At 37.8% G+C, this 24,134-nt stretch carries 22 protein-coding genes; 3 read left to right on the forward strand and 19 right to left on the reverse strand.

Annotated features, from left to right (window positions below; genetic code table 11):
• Positions 1–151 precede the first annotated feature (151 nt).
• Positions 152–487 (forward strand): MmcQ/YjbR family DNA-binding protein, encoded by a 336-nt coding sequence (locus QEP08_RS14720; protein ID WP_285059143.1) that lies wholly within the window; start codon positions 152–154, stop codon positions 485–487.
• A 64-nt stretch (positions 488–551) separates the two neighbouring features.
• On the opposite strand, the gene QEP08_RS14725 is transcribed toward QEP08_RS14720, so the two are convergent.
• The 16 genes from QEP08_RS14725 to QEP08_RS14800 form a co-directional block, all read right to left on the reverse strand.
• Positions 552–728 (reverse strand): hypothetical protein, encoded by a 177-nt coding sequence (locus QEP08_RS14725; protein ID WP_285059145.1) that lies wholly within the window; start codon positions 726–728, stop codon positions 552–554.
• 63 nt (positions 729–791) lie between these two features.
• Positions 792–1,031: a HepT-like ribonuclease domain-containing protein gene (locus tag QEP08_RS14730; protein ID WP_285059146.1), complete on the reverse strand. Its 240-nt coding sequence runs from the start codon at positions 1,029–1,031 to the stop codon at positions 792–794.
• Between the two features lie 26 nt (positions 1,032–1,057).
• Positions 1,058–1,369 (reverse strand): nucleotidyltransferase family protein, encoded by a 312-nt coding sequence (locus QEP08_RS14735; protein ID WP_285059148.1) that lies wholly within the window; start codon positions 1,367–1,369, stop codon positions 1,058–1,060.
• Between the two features lie 344 nt (positions 1,370–1,713).
• A complete protein-coding gene (locus tag QEP08_RS14740) occupies positions 1,714–2,127 on the reverse strand; it encodes an ORF6N domain-containing protein (RefSeq protein ID WP_431844614.1) in 414 nt (137 codons plus the stop codon).
• A 122-nt stretch (positions 2,128–2,249) separates the two neighbouring features.
• Positions 2,250–2,501: a hypothetical protein gene (locus QEP08_RS14745; protein WP_285059149.1), complete on the reverse strand. Its 252-nt coding sequence runs from the start codon at positions 2,499–2,501 to the stop codon at positions 2,250–2,252.
• Between the two features lie 107 nt (positions 2,502–2,608).
• On the reverse strand, positions 2,609–2,971 hold the full coding sequence (locus QEP08_RS14750; protein ID WP_285059150.1) for a hypothetical protein: 363 nt from the start codon (positions 2,969–2,971) through the stop codon (positions 2,609–2,611).
• Positions 2,972–3,229: 258 nt separating this feature from the next.
• On the reverse strand, positions 3,230–3,589 hold the full coding sequence (locus QEP08_RS14755; RefSeq protein ID WP_285059151.1) for a hypothetical protein: 360 nt from the start codon (positions 3,587–3,589) through the stop codon (positions 3,230–3,232).
• A gap of 165 nt (positions 3,590–3,754) precedes the next feature.
• Positions 3,755–4,903: a S1 family peptidase gene (locus tag QEP08_RS14760; RefSeq protein ID WP_285059152.1), complete on the reverse strand. Its 1,149-nt coding sequence runs from the start codon at positions 4,901–4,903 to the stop codon at positions 3,755–3,757.
• Positions 4,904–5,245: 342 nt separating this feature from the next.
• On the reverse strand, positions 5,246–5,653 hold the full coding sequence (locus QEP08_RS14765) for a hypothetical protein (protein WP_285059154.1): 408 nt from the start codon (positions 5,651–5,653) through the stop codon (positions 5,246–5,248).
• A 114-nt stretch (positions 5,654–5,767) separates the two neighbouring features.
• Positions 5,768–5,905, reverse strand: coding sequence for a hypothetical protein (locus QEP08_RS14770; protein WP_285059155.1), 138 nt, complete (start codon positions 5,903–5,905; stop codon positions 5,768–5,770).
• Between the two features lie 7 nt (positions 5,906–5,912).
• Entirely contained in the window at positions 5,913–7,148 is a 1,236-nt protein-coding gene (locus QEP08_RS14775; RefSeq protein WP_285059157.1) for a TlpA disulfide reductase family protein, read from the reverse strand.
• 5 nt (positions 7,149–7,153) lie between these two features.
• Positions 7,154–8,467, reverse strand: a complete 1,314-nt coding sequence (locus QEP08_RS14780; RefSeq protein ID WP_285059158.1) for a TlpA family protein disulfide reductase — start codon at positions 8,465–8,467, stop codon at positions 7,154–7,156.
• Positions 8,468–8,490: 23 nt separating this feature from the next.
• Complete coding sequence (locus tag QEP08_RS14785) at positions 8,491–9,906, reverse strand: RagB/SusD family nutrient uptake outer membrane protein (protein WP_285059159.1); 1,416 nt, start codon at positions 9,904–9,906, stop codon at positions 8,491–8,493.
• A 10-nt stretch (positions 9,907–9,916) separates the two neighbouring features.
• Positions 9,917–13,477 (reverse strand): SusC/RagA family TonB-linked outer membrane protein, encoded by a 3,561-nt coding sequence (locus tag QEP08_RS14790; RefSeq protein ID WP_285059161.1) that lies wholly within the window; start codon positions 13,475–13,477, stop codon positions 9,917–9,919.
• Between the two features lie 215 nt (positions 13,478–13,692).
• A complete protein-coding gene (locus QEP08_RS14795) occupies positions 13,693–14,877 on the reverse strand; it encodes a FecR family protein (protein ID WP_285059162.1) in 1,185 nt (394 codons plus the stop codon).
• 645 nt (positions 14,878–15,522) lie between these two features.
• Positions 15,523–16,092 (reverse strand): RNA polymerase sigma-70 factor, encoded by a 570-nt coding sequence (locus tag QEP08_RS14800; protein WP_285059163.1) that lies wholly within the window; start codon positions 16,090–16,092, stop codon positions 15,523–15,525.
• Between the two features lie 659 nt (positions 16,093–16,751).
• Here QEP08_RS14800 and QEP08_RS14805 point away from each other — a divergent pair.
• Positions 16,752–18,785 carry an AAA family ATPase gene (locus tag QEP08_RS14805; protein ID WP_285059165.1) on the forward strand — a complete coding sequence of 678 codons (2,034 nt, stop codon included), beginning with the start codon at positions 16,752–16,754 and terminating at the stop codon, positions 18,783–18,785.
• A 9-nt stretch (positions 18,786–18,794) separates the two neighbouring features.
• Here QEP08_RS14805 and QEP08_RS14810 read toward each other — a convergent pair whose 3' ends face one another.
• A complete protein-coding gene (locus QEP08_RS14810; protein ID WP_285059167.1) occupies positions 18,795–19,772 on the reverse strand; it encodes a lysozyme inhibitor LprI family protein in 978 nt (325 codons plus the stop codon).
• Between the two features lie 174 nt (positions 19,773–19,946).
• Here QEP08_RS14810 and QEP08_RS14815 point away from each other — a divergent pair, with 174 nt between their 5' ends.
• Positions 19,947–20,576 carry a hypothetical protein gene (locus QEP08_RS14815; RefSeq protein ID WP_285059169.1) on the forward strand — a complete coding sequence of 210 codons (630 nt, stop codon included), beginning with the start codon at positions 19,947–19,949 and terminating at the stop codon, positions 20,574–20,576.
• Between the two features lie 244 nt (positions 20,577–20,820).
• On the opposite strand, the gene QEP08_RS14820 is transcribed toward QEP08_RS14815, so the two are convergent.
• Positions 20,821–21,975: an AbiH family protein gene (locus tag QEP08_RS14820; protein ID WP_285059172.1), complete on the reverse strand. Its 1,155-nt coding sequence runs from the start codon at positions 21,973–21,975 to the stop codon at positions 20,821–20,823.
• A 12-nt stretch (positions 21,976–21,987) separates the two neighbouring features.
• Positions 21,988–23,904 carry a hypothetical protein gene (locus QEP08_RS14825; RefSeq protein WP_285059174.1) on the reverse strand — a complete coding sequence of 639 codons (1,917 nt, stop codon included), beginning with the start codon at positions 23,902–23,904 and terminating at the stop codon, positions 21,988–21,990.
• Between the last annotated feature and the right edge of the window lie 230 nt (positions 23,905–24,134).

The following is a 24,134-nucleotide window of genomic DNA, read 5'->3' on the forward strand; positions in this document are numbered from 1 at the left end:
TCTATCTACTAATCTTTCAACTTCCAAAAGGGATGTTGGCTTACCTAAAACACATTGCTTTCTGAGATCAGATCTATACTTAAAAAAACATTTATACCCTCCATTCACCATCAAATATATCATTTGTATATTTAGATCACCGGAGATACCCATGAACATAGAAGATTTACGTGATTACTGCCTGAGCAAGCCAGGAACAACCGAAGGCCTGCCATTCGGAGAACAAACCCTTGTATTTAAAGTAGGCGGTAAAATATTTCTGCTGATCGGGTTGGAACAAGCCAATCGTTTTAATGCCAAATGCAATCCGGAACGGGCTATTGAATTACGAGAGAAGCATCCTGAAATTATTCCCGGCTTTCACATGAATAAAAAACACTGGAATACCATATACATGGATGGCCGATTAAAGCCCGCACTCATTCGCGAATTGATTGACCATTCTTATCAACTCGTATTAGAAGGCCTGCCTAAAAAACTACGGTGAAATTGCTTGCTTTCAAACAACTTAATATCCATATTATAAATGTTAGAGCTAAATTAACGAACCTTTAACTAGCAACTATAATAGTATTGCTCATAGTACCTTTCAATAACTGATTTTTTGGAGCGTGCAAAACTGTACCGTCTACTTCTTTTACAAATTTTGTCAATGCACCAAGCTTGCGCTCGGAAAATTCCAATATAGAGTAGTCCCAACTTGCATAAGCAAATATTTTAGCTGTCATGCCTTATTTAATTTTCTGAAATAATAGATTGAATATCCGTTTCCAGATCTGGTAATTTTGTAGTTATGATATCCCAGACAATGTCATAATCCACTCGAAGTAATCATGTATTAAGCGATGTCGGGTATTTGCCATTTTTCGCCATTCAATGTGTGGGTATGCCGCCTTAAATTCTGGGTCTAGCTTCGTACTTGCCTCTCCAACAATTTCAAGGCTTCTGATAATGGCACGTGATAATACAGGATCGCCAATTACGAATTCTTTATCTTCCCCCTTAACAGTAGTTAGTAAAAGAAACCTCATCCAGAATATGTTTAACCAATTCAATACTAGATGGCAACATGCTCAGCCTCTTTTAAGATATGTGGCCCAATGTATTTACTTAAAGATTGAGGTGTAATCACTTCAACTTTTCTACCGAGCAAATCTTCCAAAAAGAATGACAGATCCATAAAGTTGTCGTAGCTTTTTTGATTTGGGTCGAAATCTACCAACAGATCAACATCACTATCGGCAGTAGGCTGACCTGTGGTAAAAGAACCAAAAATACTCAGTTTAGCAACACCATATGACTTCAGTTTCTGGCTATTAGCCTTAAGCAGGGATATTAATGTGCGTTTATTCTGAACTGCTGTTTGCATAACTCAAAGATACTTAATTATTACAAATATCACATTTGTCATAACGACCCTTATTATTTTGCCAATTTCTATTCTCTAATCCACTGTCTCAACCAAGGTACAAATAGTACCCCAGTTGTTTTTAAGCTGTTCATCCCGCTAACATAAGGTAATTTCCTCCTTCCTCCTCTGCCCTTGTTTGATATCGCAATTTGCGATATCAAAGATTCCCACTTGTGATCGTAAGGTCTTTAGGATCCACGTTTTCTTTATTTAGATATTGAGTAATCTCATGAAGATTATTTTCAATCATCGATTGCCAAGCCCTGGTTATACTTTCATAGAAGTTGGACAGCTATTGATGATTATTTTTCCTTTCCTACCTTAAACCCAATCTGCTCCTTAGGCCCATCTACTTTATCCATAAACTTATTTAGATACGTAAACAGCACCTCAATTTTTTGATCCTGTTTAATCATTTGTTTTTCAAACTGTTCAATCCTGACAAACACATCTTTATGTGCTAATAATAATTCTCTGAGTCTTACGTAAACCCTCATAATATGAATGTTAATCTGTATTGCCTGTTTACTATTTAAAACGCTTGACAGCATCAGCACACCATGCTCAGTAAAAGCGTAAGGTAAATAAGTTCTCCCTCCTCTCCCAGTCTTTGAGGTCGCAAATTGCGACCTCAAAAAATCTGACTCTTCATGATTCAGCTGAAACATGAAGTCCTTTGGAAACCTATCTAAATTTCGACGAACTTGTTCATTCATCCTTTTCGTTTCAATACCATAAAGTTCAGCAAGATCACTATCAACATTGCCGAAGGTAACGTCTTGAAGAATTTTTTGTTATATCGACTCGCTCCCATTTACATTTATATTTGCAAACATTTTCAAATAACTGACCTCTTCAAATAATACCATTCCCTGCCGTTCCTTTTCCTGACCCAGTTACACTCCGCCAACCGGCGATAAAAAGTACTTTCCGTAATACACAGCAGATCCATCACCGCATCCTTATTCAGCCATACATCAGGCACTGCCGGGGCCAATTTCTGTCGCGTACCGGCACTACTGTGCATACTGCCCATTTCTTCCAATACCGCAACAAGCAGCTTTTCAATCCTTAACAAGATTGCTTTCATAAAAATAAAAATTTAAATGTGAATACCGCTGAGAGGCGGACATCAGGCCCGATAAGAACAGGCAAGCAAAACATCCCTCAGAGAGGAGGAAGATGTTTAGATAAAAATCAGCGGACCATTTTAAGCAGGTTCGCCACCGCTTTTTGAAAAGTTGTTACTGTGCCGCTCCAGGAAAATACTGGCTTCTTAGCGTCAGGATCAATCGCTTTGTTCCAAAGCCGGACAGTGCCCTCCATATCGGTAAAACTACAGACCATCGCCCAGTCACCCGACCGTTTGTCACAAAGATCCAGGCAGTGGACATAATATAAACCTTTGCCGATCTTTGTACAGACCAGTTCCAGCTGATCGACAAACTCAGGGAAATTCCACATGTGGTTGATCCGGTAAAGCTGCCTGTCATTTTTCATCACCAGGCACGCCGTCCTGTTGTGCTTTGGGTAGAGCAAGAGAATTAATTTTTCATTCATCTAATAAGTTTTTAATTAATTGTAATTCATATTTATGTTGCAGGGAAAACTGATTTACTTAAGGCGCTCTTACTTTCATATCTGGTTTAATTTACAGGACAAAATTATGTAAAAAATAGCCTAAAACACTAAATAATTTCCAATATTTTAAAATATAATTTATTCATTATCAAATAGTTAACCATAAAAAAGACCATAGCAAATCCGCTACAGTCCTAAGGATGTATCCAGTAAATTTAAACCGGTTTTAAAGCCTTTTTACAGTTCCTTCATCGTCAGGTCACCATAGTCCTTAAAAAACACGAACAGGTCTTCCAGCACATGGGTCATCGTCATGATCACCATATTTTTCATTACCCTTTTGCCATATTCCTTACTGTCCTGTGTTTTTATCCGCAACGAAGTACCGTACAACCGCAGCAGCAGCTCAAGGCAGCTCTTCTTCAGGTCATTCTGTTCATTCAGTACCGTGTCAGGATCGACGATCAAACGCATCTTGATGCTGCTTTTGATCGCCTCCATGTCGGCCCGCATGTGCTCACATTCCAGTCCCGGATCATAAAACTGGTCCTGCTCCACTATGTTGAGCAACATATTATAATATTCTAGTTCCTGCATTTTATATTGTTTTATTTCTATTATTCGTTATTGAGAGTTCCTCTTGTCATCCACAGCGAATGACGAGGATGCAAATGAAGCCAGGGGAGAAAAAGTACAAACTCCCCCGGTCTTCGACATTTGCAATTCATCACCGGATTACAGCGCTAATATTTTTTAATCTCTTTATTCAATCAACTTCCTTAGTTCGCTAACCGGTATCCCCATTTTCATTCCATTACCATCATTCCTTCTGCTTACAGTTCCTACCACATTGCCATACCCATCTACAATAGGCCCACCGCTGCTCCCCACATTAAACTCCGCGGTAATGTTCATCAGCTTACAGGGCCTGCCAAAAAGGGTACTACTGTAGTTTTCTGTAACCTGCCCCGTGGTAAACTGGTAAAAGTCCTGCTTCGGGTGTCCCAGTACATATACCGGCCTCATTTTCTCAGCTTCTTCGCCCAATGGCAAAGCGATAAACCGCTCACCACGGGTATCCACTTTAAACACAGCAAGGTCATCACTTTCTGAGCAGCTCAGCAGTTCAGTAACAGGGTAAACCTTGCCCTTAGGGTCGGTTACCGATAAGGAAGTATAGATCCCCTTCCTGCTATACTCGCGCATCACATGGTAGTTGGTCACGCAAATACCCGAAGCAGCAATTACATAAGCCGTAGCTGTATTTACTTTCAGCGTATTGTCTTTCTGGTAGGCCATGTTTACGATCAATACCGAAGGCTTTATCTTGTTCATCAATGCACTGTCGGTATCAAAGAACGTAGAGGCAGGGCCAAGCGGGTTGACCGCTATGCGTTTCCCTATTTTTTCTTTCAGTTGTTCCGCTACCGCATTACCCGAAATTCCCTTTAAAACACTGGCATCGTTAAGCTGTTTTTTAATCCTGTTCAGCCAGTTTAGTGAAGCGAGTTTGGCGGCATAAGCCCTGCCCTCCGCATTGTTTCTCAGTTCAGGGGCCAGTGAATTAAACAACCGTTCCAGGTCAACCAGTTGAACGGGGGAGCTGTCCCCACCTTCACCCAGCATGGTCAATGCAGCGATACAAAATGGAGAAGCCGGGTTTTTGACAACAAAATCTTGTGGCACCTGGAAACAAGCGTATACGGTTTCCTTTCTCTTGCCTTGCAAGGCAATGGTGTCTGCACTGTTACTGGCTTTGGCCAGTTTCAATGCTTCGCCTAGTTTTCCGATCTCCGCGTTATAATCCATAACCACTTTGATTACGTGCTGTTCAAAATAGCTTTGATCAGACTGTTGTGCCCTTGCATAAAGGACGTTAAAAAGCACGATAAGTACCAATATTTTTTTCATGATGCTTAATATTTGATCGCCTCCAAGTCAGCCCGCGTATGCCCGCATTCCGTATTGTCACGAGTTTTACTATATACATAATGTCTAGTTTAGGTAGGTTAGGGATTGGTTTTAATTATCAGTTTTTTCTCAACCATGAACTCCTCCAAAAGTTCCTGAGGTACTCTTCTGAAACCGGTTGGTACAGGCGGATTACTGTTTCGTTGCGACTTTCTATAACCATTGTTGGATGTTCTGTTTCGTGGTCATAGCTTGTTTTTTAATTAGCGAAGGGTATTGGCTCCCTTCGCTCGTTTTATGGATGATGAGAGTGTTAATTCTTTAACCCAATCTATTTTAATTTTATAACCCTTTTAAAATAACCGTATTAGTAGCTGGAATACCGCTAATAAAAAAATTATATAGGCCCCAGTACGCACTTCCATAACCAGAATTATATTGAAAATCTGGTTTCCACTCAAATCCATTCCAAAATCGTTCGACCAATACCATGCAAACTTCATCCAATCCAGATTCACACTGTTCATAGGGACTTTGACCACCGGGTAATAATACATAGTTGTCGGCGTCAGTATACTCACTAAAGTCACTCACAGGAGATGGGCCTATATAAATAAAATAGTAAGAAAATACAGGGTCAACTACTTTTGTGTTTTTTACTGTATTAAACTCATCGGGCAATGTAAATGCCATTGCAGTAAATATGACTGCAAAAAGAAAAATGGGCAATAGGAATCTTTTAAACTTCATAGTTTTAGCCTCCTTTTTCAGAAAAAGGAGAAAATTTAAATGAATAATATAGATTAGTTAGATTGGGTTCTATTTCAATGCGATATTAAATTCAACTTCCTCTGGCGGCAGACATTATGTTACATAGCAGACCATGAAACTTACTTTGCCTTTTAATTTTCTCGCCCCTTTCCATTTTACGGATTTTACGATCTGGGCTTGCACCACCATGCCAAGCAGCACAAAACCCATTAGAGTTAATAATCTTTTCATTATTTACCTATTTTCCTCTTCCCAAAATTTCTTCAACTTTCCTATACAAATCATTGCCATGTAGTTTTCCCCCTGCTGATAAATTACTAGACGCAGGTAAGTCTATTGCGACGATCTTTCCCTTTTCATCGATTAACAAATAAGCCGGTACAGCATTCAGGTCATAAATCACATAAGCATCTTCATTTCTCCCTTTTAATTGTGAAACTTGATACCATGGCATTTGCTCTTCTTCGAGGGCCTTTTTCCATGCCCCGGCAGAATATTCTGCTGCAACACCAAGAATGTTAAATCCTTTGTCATGAAATTCGTTATAAACCTTTTTGATGTTAGGTATTGCTGCACGACACGGCTTACACCAGCTTCCCCAAAAATCTACCAATGTCAGTTTACTTTCTGCAATAACTTCTTTTAAAGACAGAGATTTGCCTTCAGGAGTTATAGAAACAAAATCGGGTGCAGACATGCCAACCGATATATTTTTAGCTCTTTTTTTATTTTCAAAAGATTTCTTCAGCTTTACTCCATAAAAGCTAGCTTTGACCCTTTCAGTTAATTTATCATACGACTCCTGCCGTTCTTTTAAGGTTGTTAAGAAGTCTCCTCCCTTTAAAATGGAGTAGGCTGTATATAATGAATTTGGATTTGCGTTAATAAAATCAATCCATTTATTTTTGTAATGCTGAACCACTAATTTCATTTCCATATCTAAATTATTAAGTTTAGATATGTCGTTTGCAGTATCGCTATTCCTATTTAATGTTTTGCTGTGTAGGTCTGTTTTTAGCCTATTATACATTTTTTCTAATGAATCTATTTTTTTCGATATAGGGCGTAGTGTTTGCGTCAGTTGGTTATATTGCTGGGTTGCATCTGAGCCCTTTATCGTAACATCATTTGGCCATTTTTTCTCAGAAGCTAATAAAGACATTTTGGAGTTATCCATAAAAATGGGGCCGGATGATTTCTTTGATCCAATTGAATCAATGGTAATAAAGTAATAATCACCCACTAATTTTAGATTACCTTTAAATTGGAATCTTTCATTTTTTGCTTCTGTAATTGCTAATGTATCGATTCCTCCTCCCGTCTCTGCATTTCGTTTTAGAAATACTTTAGTCCCATCCTTTATACCGATAACTTTGCCGTTGATTTCATACCCCTTTTCATTTTGGGCCTTCGCCAGTGGATGGCAAAGTAAAATGCATAGAGAACTAAATATTATATAATTTAAATTTTTCATAAGATTTATTTTAATAACTTTTTGACTATTTGTTCTAAATCAGAGTGTAACGTACCGTTATATGCCACCAGCTTTCCTTCTTTATCTAATAGAAATAATTGTGGCACAGACTGAAAATTATAGGTATTCCAAATTTTATAACCTAGGCTTTCCTTATCCTTCCAGGATTCCCCTCCTATTAAGAACGTAGGCCATTTTGCACCAATTTTATTATGTATTTTTTCAACATCTTTTTTGTCTCCTTTTGGATTAATAGAAATAGAAAAAACCTCAAATCCGTCATCCTTGTATTTTTCATAAACTTCCTTCAATCGTGGCATTGCTTTTATGCAAGCTCCACAGGATGTAGACCAAAAATCCAATAAAATGACCTTGCCTTTTCCTTCACTTAAACTATATGATTCTCCATTCATGGATACTGCTTGAAAGTCAAAAAACTTATTTTTCAAACTTAATAGTTTGGTTTTTTCACTTGCCCAATTTTGGATATGAGGATTAGATGAGTCAAGAAAAGGTTTGAGAAAGTATATGATCTCCTTCGTAGTCAAGCCATAAATTTCATATTTTGAAATTAATGTACCATCGATGATTCTAAAGGGGTCACTGATGCCACCGGCATTTTCAAAGTTTATATTCCTTGATCTTCCAGTCACAATTTCAAAACCATCTCCATAAAACATTTCAGCAACCGATTTAAATATTCGTTGTACATGTTTTAAATCGAGTTTAGCAGAGGCTTGATAAGAGGGATTAATTCTATGATATAGATAAGAATACAGTTGTATTGATTTAATGGTGTTTTTTTTCTTAATAGAAATATCGGAAACCATAAATTCCTTTAAAAGCTTAGGATATATTAATTCCCACCTTCTTATTGCATTGTGATTTACAGGAATTATCTGTCCATAATACCATGCTTTTTCACTTGACAATGTTGCACCTGTTTCTATATTGCTCCAGTACTTTGGGCCTGCAGAATCTGATGGAAAACCCGACGTAAAGTAAAACCAATCATACCTCCTGGGGTCATTAGGATATTTGTACCAAAATTCTAATCCTTTATTTCTATATTCCAATCCAAGACTTTCATCTAGGTAGAGTTTCTGCTTCCCTGATTTGTTTGCGGGCTTTAATAATTCTTCCAAGACTTTCCAATCGCGGTCAGCATTTGAGTATTGCATTTGATAATTGACTGTGTCATTAGCGTTCGAATAATGTCCAAATATTATTAGGGAAATTATTAATAAGCATTTCATTTTCATATGTGCGTTTTTGTTCAATAGAATGATAATAGGTAGCAGAGTAGCTCTTTTCTCCATGTTACTCTAGTTGATTTAGTTGGTTAATTATTCCACCCGGGATTTTGAGACATATTGCTCATTTCTATGACATCAATTGGAAGTGGGAATACATATCTGAAGCTATTTGGTTCAAGTGTATATATTTTCCCTTGAACCGTTCGGGATAAACTTACAGCAAATCGCGGATCTTTATTCAATCTACGCATATCACTCCACCTTAGTCCTCTTAGCAACAATTCTTTCTTCCGCTCTTGTAAAACGATCTCCAATGCTTGACTTTGATTTGTTGCACTTTGATCCACGTATGTACTTATTCCTCCTACTTTCTTCCAACGATTTTTCAACAATGTGTTTACATCTGCCATGGCTTCATTGAAACTTCCTGCACGTGCCCTACTCTCAGCTCTAATCAAATACATTTCATCATTTGCCAATCCATTAAAGCACTGTCTTGAGCCTGTATAACTACCTTTAAAGGAGTATTGCCCAGCAGAAAGCGAGAAAAAGACAGGAATTCTCAAATCGTTGGATTGATAAAGACTAATTAATTGAGGGTCAATACGCAACCCAGTTCCATTTTCGCCATAATTGACCAGGGAAGAATGGAATATAACTTCAGTGTTTAACTGCTTTACAGGAAAAGGATCAGATATTATAAGTGTATTATAATCTAAAAGAACACTATTAATTTCCAATGCCCCATTAGCACAAATACCCGCATTTGTATAATCTTCCATACTTAAATAAACTCTTGCTAATAAAGCAAATGCCCCTGGCTTAGAGGCTCGAGTTTTATAACTAGGTGTAATAGGTAAGAGCTCTTGGGCCAATTTTAAGTCATTTATGACCAATTCATAAGTTTCTTTTACTGTTGATCTAACAGATAAAATATTTATATCACTTGTTAAACGTAATGGAATGCAAAGGCTATTATTTTCGCTGTTTAATTGATAAGGTGGAGCATATAATTGGGCTAATTCATAAAACGAACGGGCCCTTTGAAATAAAGCTTGGCCTTTGATATTATTCCACAAGGATTGATTTAAATTATTTAATGTTATTTTTTCTAATGTTTCTAAGATAAGATTACAAGTAAAAATTCTTGTATAGGATCCCAGATTCGGTTGACTAATCCAATCAGAAACATTTCTGTAAGGCAACTCGTTCGACCAAGTATATGCATTTCGTGAGTTATCGGCCATCGTTAAAATTCTGGATTCAATTACAAAATGGCCGTCTGAAGCAATCTCCCCAAGACCAGGACTATCTCCATTAAAGAGAGTATTGTAATCTAATAGTGCCTGACAATCCTGTAAGGAAGCAGGTATTGTTGTCTTAATATCTGGCTTTTTATCAAGCCATTCCTTTGTACATGAAGTCAGATTCAAGATCACAATACAGCAGAACAAAAAACAGAATTGAAAAATATTCTTATAATATTTATATCTAGTTTTCATCAGAATTCAATTAAAAGTTAACATTTAAACCAATTGATAGTGAACGTGAGGAGGGGATTACTGAATCTCCGTACTCTGGATCTATACCTAGGTCATTCGCACTCCACAAAATTCCAAGGTTATTTGCATAAATAAATAATGAGACATTTTGAATAGGTAGCCTTCCGAGCTTCTTCTTTGAAAAGGTATAATCCAATCGTATATCTTGTAAGCGAATGTGATCTCCCTTTTCGACTAAAATATTTGATTGGGAGTATATAAAATCTCTACCTCCCGCGACAGAAGCGGACATAGAAGGAACATTAGTTACTAATTCGTCTCCTGGTTTCTTCCAACGTTTAGAAAAATCACTATGTCCTGAAAGCCCTTCTATTCCTCCATATTGAATTGAGTTCCTTTTAAAGAAATAATCAAATTTGTAAAGTATGTTAAATGACAAAGATAAATTCCGATAGGTAAGTGTATTTCTTAAAGAGCCAAAATATCTGGGAACTGCAGTACCATTATAAACCAAATCTTCTGGTTTAGCGTTAGTATTTACAAGATTAAATGAAGCTATAGTATCACTCAAATAAGCTCTTGGATTTCCATTCTTAGGATCTAATCCAGCCCACCTATAACTCCATATCGAATATAAAGGCTTTCCTATATAAGGTTGGCCTGTAACGAAACTACTAGCCGTTTGCGATTTGGATTCATAGGAGACTACCCGGTCAGTATTAAAACTCAGCAAAAAGTTGCTTCTCCATGAAACCGTTCCGGTTGTATTGAGTGTGTTAAGTACCACATCGATCCCATAACCTTTTATTGAGGCCCTATTTCCTGTTAATTCTGAAAATCCTGTCGTTGGGTCTAATTGGATAGGACCAATTAAATCAAATCCTTTTTTATTATAATACTCTATTGACCCGCCAATTCTGCTGTTTGACGTTGCAAAATCAACTGCTATGTTAATCATTCTTACACGTTCCCAACGTAATTCAGGATTTCCAGAGCTTGTAACCCTTGCATAAGTATTTTGCGAAATAAAATTAGTACTACCGCTACTATAAAGTATCGTAGGATAGGCCGTTACAGAATTAAATAAGTTGGCGTTATATCCATAGGTAGCTCGAATTTTCAAGACAGATAACAAATTTGTTTTGTAGAAATTCTCTTTCGTTACGTCCCATAAACCCCCAACAGACCATAAAGGTGTTATTCTTTGATTTGCTTTAATGCCAAAGAAATTTGAACCATCCATTCGCCCGCTGACTGAAAGAGTGTAGCGGTTTTTATACGTATAAGCAGCATTTCCAAAATAGCTGATATACCTGTTTATTGTTCCTCCAATACTACTAGCACTAGGAATGGCACTCATGTTTCCTTCAGGACGTACAGGATACCGGTTCAAAAAATCAATATTACTAGAAAAAACTCCATTTATAGGATCATATCCGTATTTTCTGTCACTAAAGCTAGTTGAAGTGACTTCACGTCCATCAACGCCTAAGATTGCATCTAGTGCATGATTAACACCTAAAACTTTATTGTAATTTAGCTGTCCCCTTACATTATTTGATACTAATTCGACGATGCTTTGTTGCAAAATATCTCCATTTGGAATTAGGTAATTAATAGTCCCGTTGGATAAACGCTGCATATATTGGTTAACCAAGTTCCGCACAAAGTAGCTTTCTTTTGAATAATTATTTATTGTACTAGAAGTGCTTTTCTGATATTGATATTTTAACTCAGCATGCAATCCGGGGAAAAACTGATACTTTCCACCAAAGCCGAAGCGATTATCTACTTGTTTAGTTTGGTTGTCGTTGAATGTCAGTTCATCCAAAGGGCGGTATCTCCATTCTAATAAAGCTGGATAACTAGCTGTATCGATATAAGCTTTTCTTAATGGTCCGAATGGTATTGATAGAGAATTACCATTTTCATCTGTCAGCTTCGAGTACGGTTCGCCAAAGACAGCCCCAATGCCATTATTAATATTCTTGTTTTGAACATAGTTGATGTATCCGTTTAATTCTAGGTCTTTCGTCAATTTGTAACTGTTTTCATACCTAATAGTTAATCGACTAAGCTTATCACCTACATTTGTGCTTCTGTTTCTATCGTATCCAATAGATCCATAATAATTAAAATTATTACTCCCCCCAGATAAATTTAAGGCGTACTGTTGGTTGACACTTTCCTGTCGAAGATATTTGTCTATATCGTCTCTTACATCAATTTTCTCGAGTTCGGCTAATTTCAATTCAAGTTGATCTTTGCTTATTTTTCCTTTCCTCGCTGCAAGTAATAACTCAATACCGGAACTAACACTTGGAAAATATTTAATTGATGGATAAGAATCATCGTAAATATTATATATACTATCGGCAAATTTTATCCTGTTTATTTCGACAGCTTCAGCAGACGAAATCCTTTTAACATAAAATAGGTTAGGTTTATTTCCAATTGTAAAATTACTATTAAATGAAGCTCTAGATTTCTGTCCATACTTACCCTTTTTTGTTGTAATAACAATAACACCATTACCTGATCGTGCTCCCCATATAGAAGCTGCAGCCGCATCCTTCAAAATTGTAACTGACTCGATGTCATTAGGATTGATATTATTAATTACATTACTCAATACAATTGATTCGTCATAAGGAAATCCGTCTATGACAACTAACGGATTTGAGTTGGCTTGGATCGTGCTATTACCACGAATAGATATATTACTCCTATTATTTTGTCCAGCACCACTTTTTGGATTCGGCTCAAAATTTAAACCACTTGAAACACCAATAATTCTGTCTAATATATTTGTTGAAACTGAACGGTTGATTAGGTTATTATCTATTTGAACAAATGACCCAGTCGCTCGTTCCTTATTCAGGGTTTGATATCCTGTAGAATAGGTTACCTTCACCTCCTCCAATTCACCAGTTGCCACATTTAGCTTAATTTCCAAAGGCATGACCGCATCTTTCAAAGGCAGTTCCAGTGTCCTAAATCCAACATAACTCACCAACAACACCGCATCATCTGCTACATTCTTAATCTCAAATTCGCCCTCAGCATTAGTATTCGTAACAACACTTTTCCCTTTTACCCGGATACTTGCGTTTGGGAGTGGTTTCCCATCCTGGTCTACCACACGGCCTTTAACATTAAGATCTCTCACCATGTTCGAGATGACGGTGGAGAGTTTGTCCAGTAGAGAAGGGGCTTTTTTAGAGATAACAATGGTATTGTCGCTCAGTTCATAGGATAAAGACTGGTTCTCCAGCAGCTTATCCAGAACCTCTTTTAAGGGAGCATTAGATAGTTTAATATTTACCTTTTTCGCCTGATCAAAAATATCATCCGAAAAAAGGATGTTCATTTTGCTCTGGGCTTTGATCTTATTTAAAACTTGTTCAAGGGGCGCGTTATTTTCAGACAAAGTAATCCTTTGTGCTAGCGTACTAGCACTAACCTGCATTAAACAGGTAAATAATATGACTACGATTAATTTCATAATCAGCAGTATTTTTGGCGGCAGCCACATGCGCGGCATACCCAGGTTAGAAATGTATATTTTCATTACCTTTGCTTTGGTTTGAGTTGATACTAAATGGTTCTAACAAATTGTTTATTCCGATCTTGCATCGGAAAAGGTTAACTCAAGCTTTGCCGGATAGTGGTTCCAACACTATTCGGCTTTCTTTCAAAGCTCACCTAAGCAGCTTAATTATTCCGTTCGTAAATATCTGTTCATGGTTTTTCTGGTTTGGTTTAATTGGTTAGTTGATGATATGGTTAATTAACGGAACGATTCGGGTTAGTTATAATAATGCTGTTGCCTACGATATCGAAGTGTATTTTCTTGGTTTTTTCAAGCAAACGGAGTAGTGTGGATGCCTTATCAAATCTGGAAACCGTTCCCGAGAAAGTAACAGGCTTCATATCGCCCTTATAAATTACTTTTACGTTATACCAACGTTCTACTCTTTTCATGATCTGTTGCAATGGTTCCTTCCGGAACACAAATTCTCCGTTTTTCCAGTCGATGGCATCAGCGGCGTTTATTTCTTTTACGGTTATAGGTTGGTTTACGGTAACAAGGGCTTGCTGGTTGGGTTTGAGGGTCACGGCATTGCCGTCATCTCGAACCACAGGGAGAGATCCCTTGTTTGTGCTATTCAAGAGATCTCTCGTCGATGCGCTTCCCTCGAGATGACGAACACGCACAGATCCCTCTACCAAAGTTGTTTTAATCCCTGTATCATCGCTATACGCATTAATATTAAAATGTGTACCCAATACCGTCACCTCTTGTTTATCCGTTTGTACGATAAAAGGCTTTGCTTTGTTTTTAGACACTTCAAAATACCCTTCTCCTTCTAACAATACTTTGCGTTGTTTTCCAGAAAACTGAGAGGGAAAACTAATTTTTGAGTCGGCGTTCAACCAGACCTTCGTTCCGTCAGGAAGAGTAAACTGGTACGTCTGGCCTTTAGCCGTGCTAGCGGTGATCTGTTGTTTACCCTCCCCGTCATTGCGAGGTATCGAAGCAATCTCATCATGCAGTGGAGATTGCTTCGTCGTTCCTCCTCGCAATGACGGGTAATAGGCTAATTTGCCACCTCCTACTACCACCCCGCTCTTCGCATCGCTCAACGCTATCACCTTACCATTTGCCAGTGTTATCGTCGCACCATTCTTGCCTGGAGCTATATCTTGAGGTCCTGAAACAAGTTCAGGATGACGAGGTGTGTTAGCATGACGGTTAGCATTAAAGAAATAAACGCCGAAAACAACCGCTGCTACCGCAGCGGCAGCGACCGCGATCCTCGGCCATAATTTTATTACAGGTTTTTCTATTGACTGTATGTTACCATATATTTGATTCCAGGATTTTTGCTCCAGAACCACAGGGTCCAGTTGGATCTGCGCCCAGGTTTCTTCATCTTTTTGAAAAGTGTTAAAGGATTCGTTATACAAAGCTATCTCTGCATCTGTTGCTGATCCATCAACAATCTTTCCAACTAATAGGATATATTCTTCTCTGGTCATTTATTGGGTCGTATATAGGTAAGTAACGCAAGCCCCTACCCATCCCCTAGTTCAGATCAAAATATTTTTATTTTATTTGTGATTTACATCTTTTGATGGCGGGGTTTCACATCGTTTAATGGCGGGCTTCTATCTTATTGTCTTTTCAGAAAAACGAAATATAGATCAAATAGAATGAAAATATAGCTCAACTTTTAAACTTATTGAGCTATATTTTCATTCTATTTGATCTATAACCAATATTATGAAAGAAGATATTTCGACATTAATCATAGATTACCTTAAAAGTTATCCGGCAGCATCTTCCTCCACTATATAAACGGACAGCCAGAATTATCAGTAATTCAATACTTATTGCACATCAATATTGCCCTATATCATTTCGTACGGTAGATTCCGTCTACTATAAAAAAGCGATGCTGATTTTTTACGAGCAAAATAACATAGACGCCTTTAAACAGATTTTTATCAACCAATTTGAATTTGCTGTTAAAACATACTTTTAATGCCAAGTGGGCGACCGCCATTAAACAATGTAAATTCCCGCCATCAAAAGATGTTACTTACATTATTTTACATCAGAAAGAAAAACCAACTGCTGGCATTACCTAAATGTGCCCGCAATCTCTTTAAAGCGGTGGTAATCTGTACTTCTACTGTTTTTTCTGAAATCCCCATCCTCGATGCAATTTCTTTATTGGTCAGGTGTTCCTGTCTGCTCAACCGGAAAACTTCAGCACAGCGATCAGGTAATTGCCCCGTAAATTTTTCTATAATGGCTTTCAATTCTTTGACTTCAAGGGTATCATCCTCAAAAGACTCACTCAGTTTCAAAGCAGCCATCCGTTCAAAGAAAGACGCCCTTACTTTTCCGCTCCGGATATAATTGGCCACCTGATATTTTATGGCCATCAGGAGGTATCCTTTAATACTGTTCATACTATGCCGGTCACGATGCTCCCAAAACCAGACAAAAACCTCCTGCACAATATCCATACAGGCATCTTCATCTTTAAGTACATTATGAGCCGCCTTAAATAAAACTTTAAATAACCGCTTATGAACTTCATTGAACGCGACATGATCACCCGCCCTTATTAAAGACAGCAATTCCTGATCGGTATATGCGGCGTAATCAGCCATTTTTATGAATTTTATCCCTCAGATTAAAGTTAACTATAAGTTGTGGTAAGTTTATATAAATTTTTCTTACCAAGTTTATATAAATTTTCTTACCAACTTTATATAATTTTTTTCTTACCCAACGTGAATCACCAAATAAAAAGGGGTTGAACTAGCACAACCCCTTCCGCATTTTAAAAAACCAAAGAGGTTGAACTACCTCCAGGCAAAGCTATAGAACTTTTGCCCTTCAACTAAACCTGTAAGGGAAATAAGTGTTTTCAACGTTAATCAGCAGAAAAAAACACTACCGGATTATATACGAATCCATCCAGTTATCAATTAAATAAGCACCATGCTCCTCTCTCCCTACGGGAGAGATGTCGGAACGACAGAGAGGGGAGGAAAATTATCAAAGTAAATTTTTCAAGCGGTCTCTTCCCGCAAGGGCGATTCTCCCTTTGGGATATCCCTTGCTTTTACGGAACGTCAGCGGCTATTTGGATAACGCCGACTTTCATTTTCCATAACTATACGATAGCAATCGGCGCCAGTATAAAATAAGTACCCTTAAGTTAAGGCAAACTTTATATCTCAAGATTATTGAAATATAGTTTAGGCAGATTAATAAAAAGGCTATATCATAATAAATATATAAATTCGTCACCTAGCCAAATCTAATGAAAATTAAATCTCTTCAAATCTCCAACGTCCTTAGCTTCAAGCACTATCCGAACATCGATGACGCCCCCGTCATAAAGTTTGATCCTAACCTTAATATCCTTATCGGTCAGAACGGCTCCGGAAAGTCCACTGCCTTGGAAGTAATCAACTTTATTTTCAAGAAAGTGTTATTCATACGATTTCTAACCAATCAAGACCTATATCCCAGAAGGGCTACTTTAAACGAAACGGACAAACGAAGTATTATTACTGTAAATAATCAAAATGTTTATTCTGAATTCAGGTTAGACCCCAATTGGACATTTGAGAATGACGCTCAAAAAATAAAAATTAACATTGAACTGGACGACATAGACAAAAAAAATATCAGGCTTCTTAAAAAGGAGGAGGTTAAAATTCAGGCGATAGCGACTGCTTATTCAAATAGCATCACGGTTCTTGATTTCAACGTGACGAACTATTCCTTTAGCATTGAGGTGACCCTCGATAAAAATGGCAAAGTCTTTACCACCACTTCGACTCCAGGAGACACTGACCCTGGAATGCTTTATTTGATAAACTATAACTACTATAAAGCACTGATAAATTTCCATAACGCGGAACAACCAGGCGATTTATTACCAAATCTCTACGAGTCTTTTTCCCTGATTAGCAGTTTCCGCAACTACAATACCTTTATCCAAAATGTCTCGCTTCAGGATTCACTCGCATCTTCCCAAATTGATAACCTCAAAATCCAGGAATATACTAAAAGCTTAAACACAGCAGACCAGTCCGAGCCTGCTATCTTCAACTTGGTCAGGCTGCGTATCGCGGAAAAGCACTTTGAACTATTCGGCTCTTTAAGTAATGTTGATGCCGAAACACAAGCAAACGACCAGAAATTTCTTCTATCGATTAATAAAAAGCTGAAATTGCTTGACTTGAAAGTAGAAATCAAGTTAACGGAGCAACGAACCTGGTTCTATTCCTTTGAATTTTGGGATATCAAAAGAAAAAGGCCAATTGCCAATATCAACAGCCTTAGCGCCGGGCAAAAATCAATTGTGCATTTGGTATTTGAGGCGTTCGGCAGGGGTGATTTGCACGGTGGGCTTGTCATCATCGACGAGCCTGAAATCCACCTGCATCATCAGTATCAGGACGAATATATGCGAATAATTACGGAGATAAACAAGGAACAGAAATGCCAGTATATTCTAGTAACGCATTCCGAGTCATTGATAAATTCCGATACCATAGACAAGGTTCAACGATTCTCGCTTGACCCTGACAACTTCACTCTTACTAAGTCCCCTACCATTAGGGCGCCTTATAAAACTCTCATAAAAATACTGGACAATACAAGGGCTGTCTACGCCTTTTTTGCTTCAAAAATCATATTCGTCGAGGGTGACACAGATAGGTATTTTTTTAAAGCAGCGCTCCAAGAGCTGAAGCCTGAGTTAAATCAATCGGTTGCGGTCTTGTACATGGGCGGAAAAGGCAACTACAAAAACTGGAAAAGGTTTTTCGAGGACTTTGGTCTTCAAGTGTATTTCATCGGAGACTTTGACAATGTTTTTTCAAATACATTTTCCGGTGCGACATTAGTAAGCAAGGCAGACAGGGTGAAATTTGAAGACGAATTAAAGCAGGCAAAATTATCAAGCCTAAGTACTGTCCAGAAAGGAACACTTGCAAAGCTTCATAAAGCAATGACTTCCAAACCGGACTTTCTGAAAAAACCTGATCGGAAGGCCTGGAAGCCTCTATTAGATTATTTTATCCAGCTTGTTCAAACTGATAATCAGGAGTTTGTACTGAAGACCAAGTCCGCATATCCAACCATTGATGCCCAAATAGAAAGCAAATATCCAGAAAAGACATATTTCTTAAAACGTGGAGCTGTTGAAGCCTATACTGGCACACCCCATGGCAACATCGACGCGATGGTTAAATTTTGTAATACGGACTTAAGCACATGGCTAAAAGGCGGCACTGTTGAAGCCACAGAAATAATCAATATCGTCGAAGAGATTGCTAGATAAAAGCAGTCATTAACTCGCGAAAAGGCTTAAGATTTCATCGAGCTCTAACGTTCTTTCTCTTACTTTACCCATAAAACTAGACGCTATGGCAAGGAGCCCGCCTGTGCCAACCTTCATACGCAGGTCGTCAAAAGATTGAATGAATTCCCTTTCAAGTCGAAGTTGTTCAGTCCAGTGCTCTTGGCTTTCAATCAACTTTTCCAAATGAGGGGACTTTAGTTTCTTAAGCAACGCCAAATAAATATTTGCAAGTTCAATCTCCCATAATGCGGTGTGCTCATTAATATTGCCTATCATTTCCTTCGTTGTACTGCCGCCACGGTTAGCATACGAAATGTCTATCCAATGTTGCCTTTCGTCTGACTTACCCACAGAAAAACGCCCTCCTCTGTCCTCTAACTTATTGTCCAAACTCTCCAAAATGGCCGGTCCAGTTTTTATTATCCAATCGACATTTCTTATATCAAATTCAATTCCGTGTGCCGCCTGATTGAGAGCACCCACCATGTCCCGCAAGGCTGAATCTTCCTCAGCATTTATAATCCCGTTTACGGATAAATTTTGCATTAGACTCGAGATTGAATACCCTTTTATTTCCAAACCGAATTTTTCAGCAAGCCTTCTTAATCGCTTTTCAATCTCTATTCTCAATCCAGTCAAAGCAAGTGCTGGATTGTCAATTGCGAGGTCAATGAATGAATAGGCTTTTGTTAAAGCTTCAAGATTGGGTTGTTCTATCTCATCTTCGATAATAAGGCCTGCCTTAATGGCCTTGTCAGTGGCTTTTTCCAAATCCTGAAATTCCATCTTTACGCCGCCAGGCAATTCGATAGATTTAAAAAGGGTTTCTAGCCAGGGAACAATAGCTATAGCTATCAAAGTAATAGTTATCGCATCTATGCTCAATTTTGGGAACAAAATATGAGTTAACCCGACGAGAACGCTTCCTACAGATACTAGAATCTTGACAACTACTTTATTGGACATTTTCATTGCAGTAAATATAGCTCAAATCATTTGTTAAGCAAGCTATGAGACTTAAGGATCGTGCTTATGAGAATACTGTTCCTTACTGTTGTCTTTCTTTACGAATCTCAATTTATAGATTCATGATAAACTAACTTCCAGAATGTATTTCTGATTTTTTTGTTAATTTAAAGAATGGAAGATTTACAACCTATATTCAATTTGCCACCCTCGTCAACCAGAGCGAAAGTCATCGATGATGCCGTAAAAATCGAGTATATTATAGATGGAATTGTTGCATCTATACTGGGTATTGGATTTGGCACCCCTCTCTCTGTAGGAAACAAGAGCTCAGCACTCTCTTTCTTGCAGAAGATAAATTTGCTTTTCGACCTGAATATAGTAAAGGAAGAACATAAACCGAAATTTGTTTGTCTCGCAGAAATACGGAATCAATTCGCCCATGATCTTTATACGCGCAATATGAGTGAATGCAAGATTGACTATATTAAAAAGCTAAATAAATTTTATCCTACTCTTGCAAAACTATCTACACCTCAATATGACCAACTGTATGAAAGCCTGATAACTGACGTGACAAATTATTCGATAACTCTTTTTGAACTGCTCAAAAATAAAGCAGAGGATAAAGGGGCCATGCTCGGGAAAGTCAAATTCTATGAGATATTTATGGGTATCGCATCGGAGCAGGCCAAGGTAAATCCAGCGTTCGAAATTCAATTCGAGCAAATTTGGCAGAAAACTCAACATATCTTTGAAAGTCAGGACTTAGAGGAAGGCGAGGCCAATATTCCTATTTTATAGATCAGAATTAAGCTTTACATTTTTTCAAGAATTGATTCAACCTGTGATTTTTAGGATTAGATGATTCAGATTTCAGTTACTTCTGCAGTCAAACAAGCAGTTCTATGCAGCAGGGTCCTATTGGTCATCTGGCATTGAAAGAGACGGCGAGCCATTTTTGAAGTATTTCACGGAGAGTGGTGAGAATAAAATGTTCTACCAGGAACTAGTGAAAGACAATTTTGGTGTATCACAATGATGAGTATCACTGATCAAGAAGTACTTGCGGCATCGGTGAGGATTTGTCAAAAGGAACAATCTTTCTCCGCATATCCTGCTTATCTTTAAAATGCCTGGCAATTTCCTGAGTGAGTGGAGTATAGTTGTTAAAGTGCTCATTCTGGTGGTAAAAGATTTTGATGGATTTGCAGTTATTGTTTTCAAAGACCATGTTCAGCATCGTACGATCTGACAGTCCGCACGAATGTCCCAAAATGTAAATCTGATAGGGAGCTGAATCAATGAACCGGATCAGATTATGGTAATTAGACGTCTTGAAATACCAAAAAGATTTTATGTATTCAAAAATACCTTTAGTTTTAGCCAACTCAAAACTTGCGTAATCCTGATCCAGTTCATCTCCGAAGCCAAAAATCGGCCTGTTTTTCTCATCTCCAAGTTTGCCATGAATGTAGTTTAAAGTGATGCGAGATTGATCATTCGTTTGGTCATCAACATAATTCCTAATAGTAGAAGTGTAATTGAAATTTAGGATCATCGTCTGGTCGATAGTTCCATTCACATCCTCATTTGTCAATCCAACAAATTCATCGGGTTCGAAGCAGCTATTGATGATTGTCTCATATCCGGCAACATTAGTTGAACCATCCAAGGTGGAAAGATATGCTTCTAGCATATAGATGATTATTTGGAAAGATTGATTTAAATCAGCGATTTCTTTTTCCTTTTGCTGCGGATTCTCATGCTTTAATACATCTTTAAGCTTATCGTAGAATGTATTTTCTATATCAACCCAGTTTGCGTTACTGCAACTTGTCAACAAGGTGCTGAGCAAATCAGAGCGCAGGTTGAATTTGAAGGGATTTTGATAGATATTCTGCCAGCCTTGAAATTTTAGTCCGGCTTCACTTATCATATGAGAAAAACCATGATGATAAAAATAATTTACAAAATCGGGGACTTTGTCAAGCCCTTGATTATACAGGCTATTGATCGCATAGAAATGCGGACAGTTGATGGTCATCAGCCCATCCTTGTATTCAAGATGCATACTCGCTTTTTCCATTGCTTGCACCAGGTACCAGATGATGAAATCATTGTATGTGGTTTTGAGCCCATGGGCAAGGTCAAATCCGTTTCCAAGCAGGATTAGTCGGTTGATAGGTATTTTTTGATTCATTTTGTTTGCCCATTATGCTATGGCGTCATTTATTGATTTAAGTTCCAGGTCGTCTTGCAGCTTTAATAAGATGATGATAAGCACTCTCAGAAAATAACTGTAATCCTGTTGTTGAAGGTCGATTGACCTGTTGTTTGATCCGTGCATATATTTATTTCTTAGATCCAGGCTGTTGCTAAATTCTTTCTTATTAAGATAGTAGTTGATATAACTGATCTCCTTGGGAGTAAAGAGTTTGTTGGAAGTTTGCAGAATGCCGTCTGCTTTTGACTTGTCGATCTCTTCCTGAACGGATGCCGAATAGTGCCAGTAACTCATACATCCATATTCATGGATTTCACCAGCAATGAAAATGAGAACCGGATTGGCCATTTGCAATTCACCCGTTTCAGAGATAATCAGAAAACCATCCCTTACAATCTCATCAATATAGGCTTGCTGATAATCCTCGAGTTCAGATTTTAATACCCGTTCGGTCATTAATATTTCAAAAAGATTCCTTTCGCCTTTTTCATTTTTCCACCCGGATAATATGCCATGCGGGTCAAAAAAATAATTTTGGATTCGTGCAATCGAATGGTGACTTGAAGTAACGTATTTCTTTTCAATCGCACTTGGAATATCACTTAAATACATTTGTGTTGAATCGATTTGAAGTAAATCGTGGTCGATTTCACCATCAGTCACGTAATTTTTATACTGTTTAAGCAGATATTCCATTTCAGGTGCAAAGAGCCGGAGCTTGTCTCCTGGATCTAGATCATTACCAGGTATTTTAAAAGCGAGGTTTTTTAGTTCATATTTCTCAATTAGACACTCTTTAATATATCCTTCAATAAGACCTTCTATAGTTCGATGTCGATTTTTCAGGTACAAACGCAGGATTTGCAGTTGAATGTGCGATTCTAGCGCCTTATGTCGAAAAGTAAAGCCTATACGGTACTCACTTTTGGAATGCACCAAAACCGACTCAAAGCCAACGATGTCTGTCTCTTTACTAATCAGTGTGGCTAGTCCCTGCTGATTGGTATAACCAAACAAAAAGTTGAATGCACTGAAAAGTTTAGTGTTTGTATTGAGTGAATCAAGATAAAGCGCTCCGTAAACAGTTGTAAGTTCAGTGCCGTTTTTCTCCAATTTAAGCGGCTCCAATTGTATAGTCCCAAGTGCGGCGCTGACGCCGAAGCTTTTCGAATTTTCTTTATTGAAGTAGTGGCGGCTTAAAGCCTCTGCTTTTTGTTTTGCTTTTAATAGTATTTTAGCAGGAAGTCTTAAATGTCTGGAATTTTTAATCAGTTCTATGTAATTCAAATTTGGCAATTCTGTATTTAAGTATTCTGTTATGATATTGTGCTTGTCTGTCTCTGATAAGCTTTTAGGAAAAATGTAGTTACTTGCGCGGCCTGTACTTTCTTCAAAATGTGAAAGCAATAATTCAGCACTCTTTTCGTAATTCAACAGAAATGCCCGAATTTCCATATTGAAATGTTCAACTATCTGTTTGAACTCAAGAATATATGTAATGTGATTCGGATAGACATTCAATAACTCAGTAAATGTATTTGAATCTGTTTTTTTATACACTTCATACAATCTGAACAGTTCCCAGAAATTCTTGCGGTTATCAAACTCAAGTTTACTGATTTGATTTATTAAGTCTTCCTGTTTTAAGATCAGAAAGAATGTTTTGAGTTGGTTCATGGCTAACTTTACTTTTTCTGTGTAGCCAGCTTTCTGTTGGTCAGTCCACCTACGAAGGTAAAGCTTGTTCTCAAAATACTGATGTACATGATGGAATTCAAATAGATCGCTCATATTCATCACAGAGTAATCATTAGACTTTTCCAATAATGTTTCAATCTTTTCAAGCATGTTGCCTACTATGCCATCATATACAGAAAAAAATATCACCTTGTTAAGTCTTCTCATAAAAATGCAACTCATGTTTTTTATTTGTTAGCACAAGCAGGCTAAAGTTAGAAAAATGCTTTTGGGTTGAGAGTAATAATAGGTGGTTTTCCCTTGACTGTTGCTCGGCATCAAATCAGCATTTCGCCTCCAAAGGAATAAAACCTGTCTCTGGTAACGCTCAAATGATCTATAAGAAATTTACGGGCTTCAATCAGCAACTCGGATATTATGAGACGTTTAAGCAATAA

The sequence above is a fragment of the Pedobacter ginsengisoli genome, assembly GCF_030244015.1.
Lineage (GTDB): Bacteria > Bacteroidota > Bacteroidia > Sphingobacteriales > Sphingobacteriaceae > Pedobacter > Pedobacter ginsengisoli.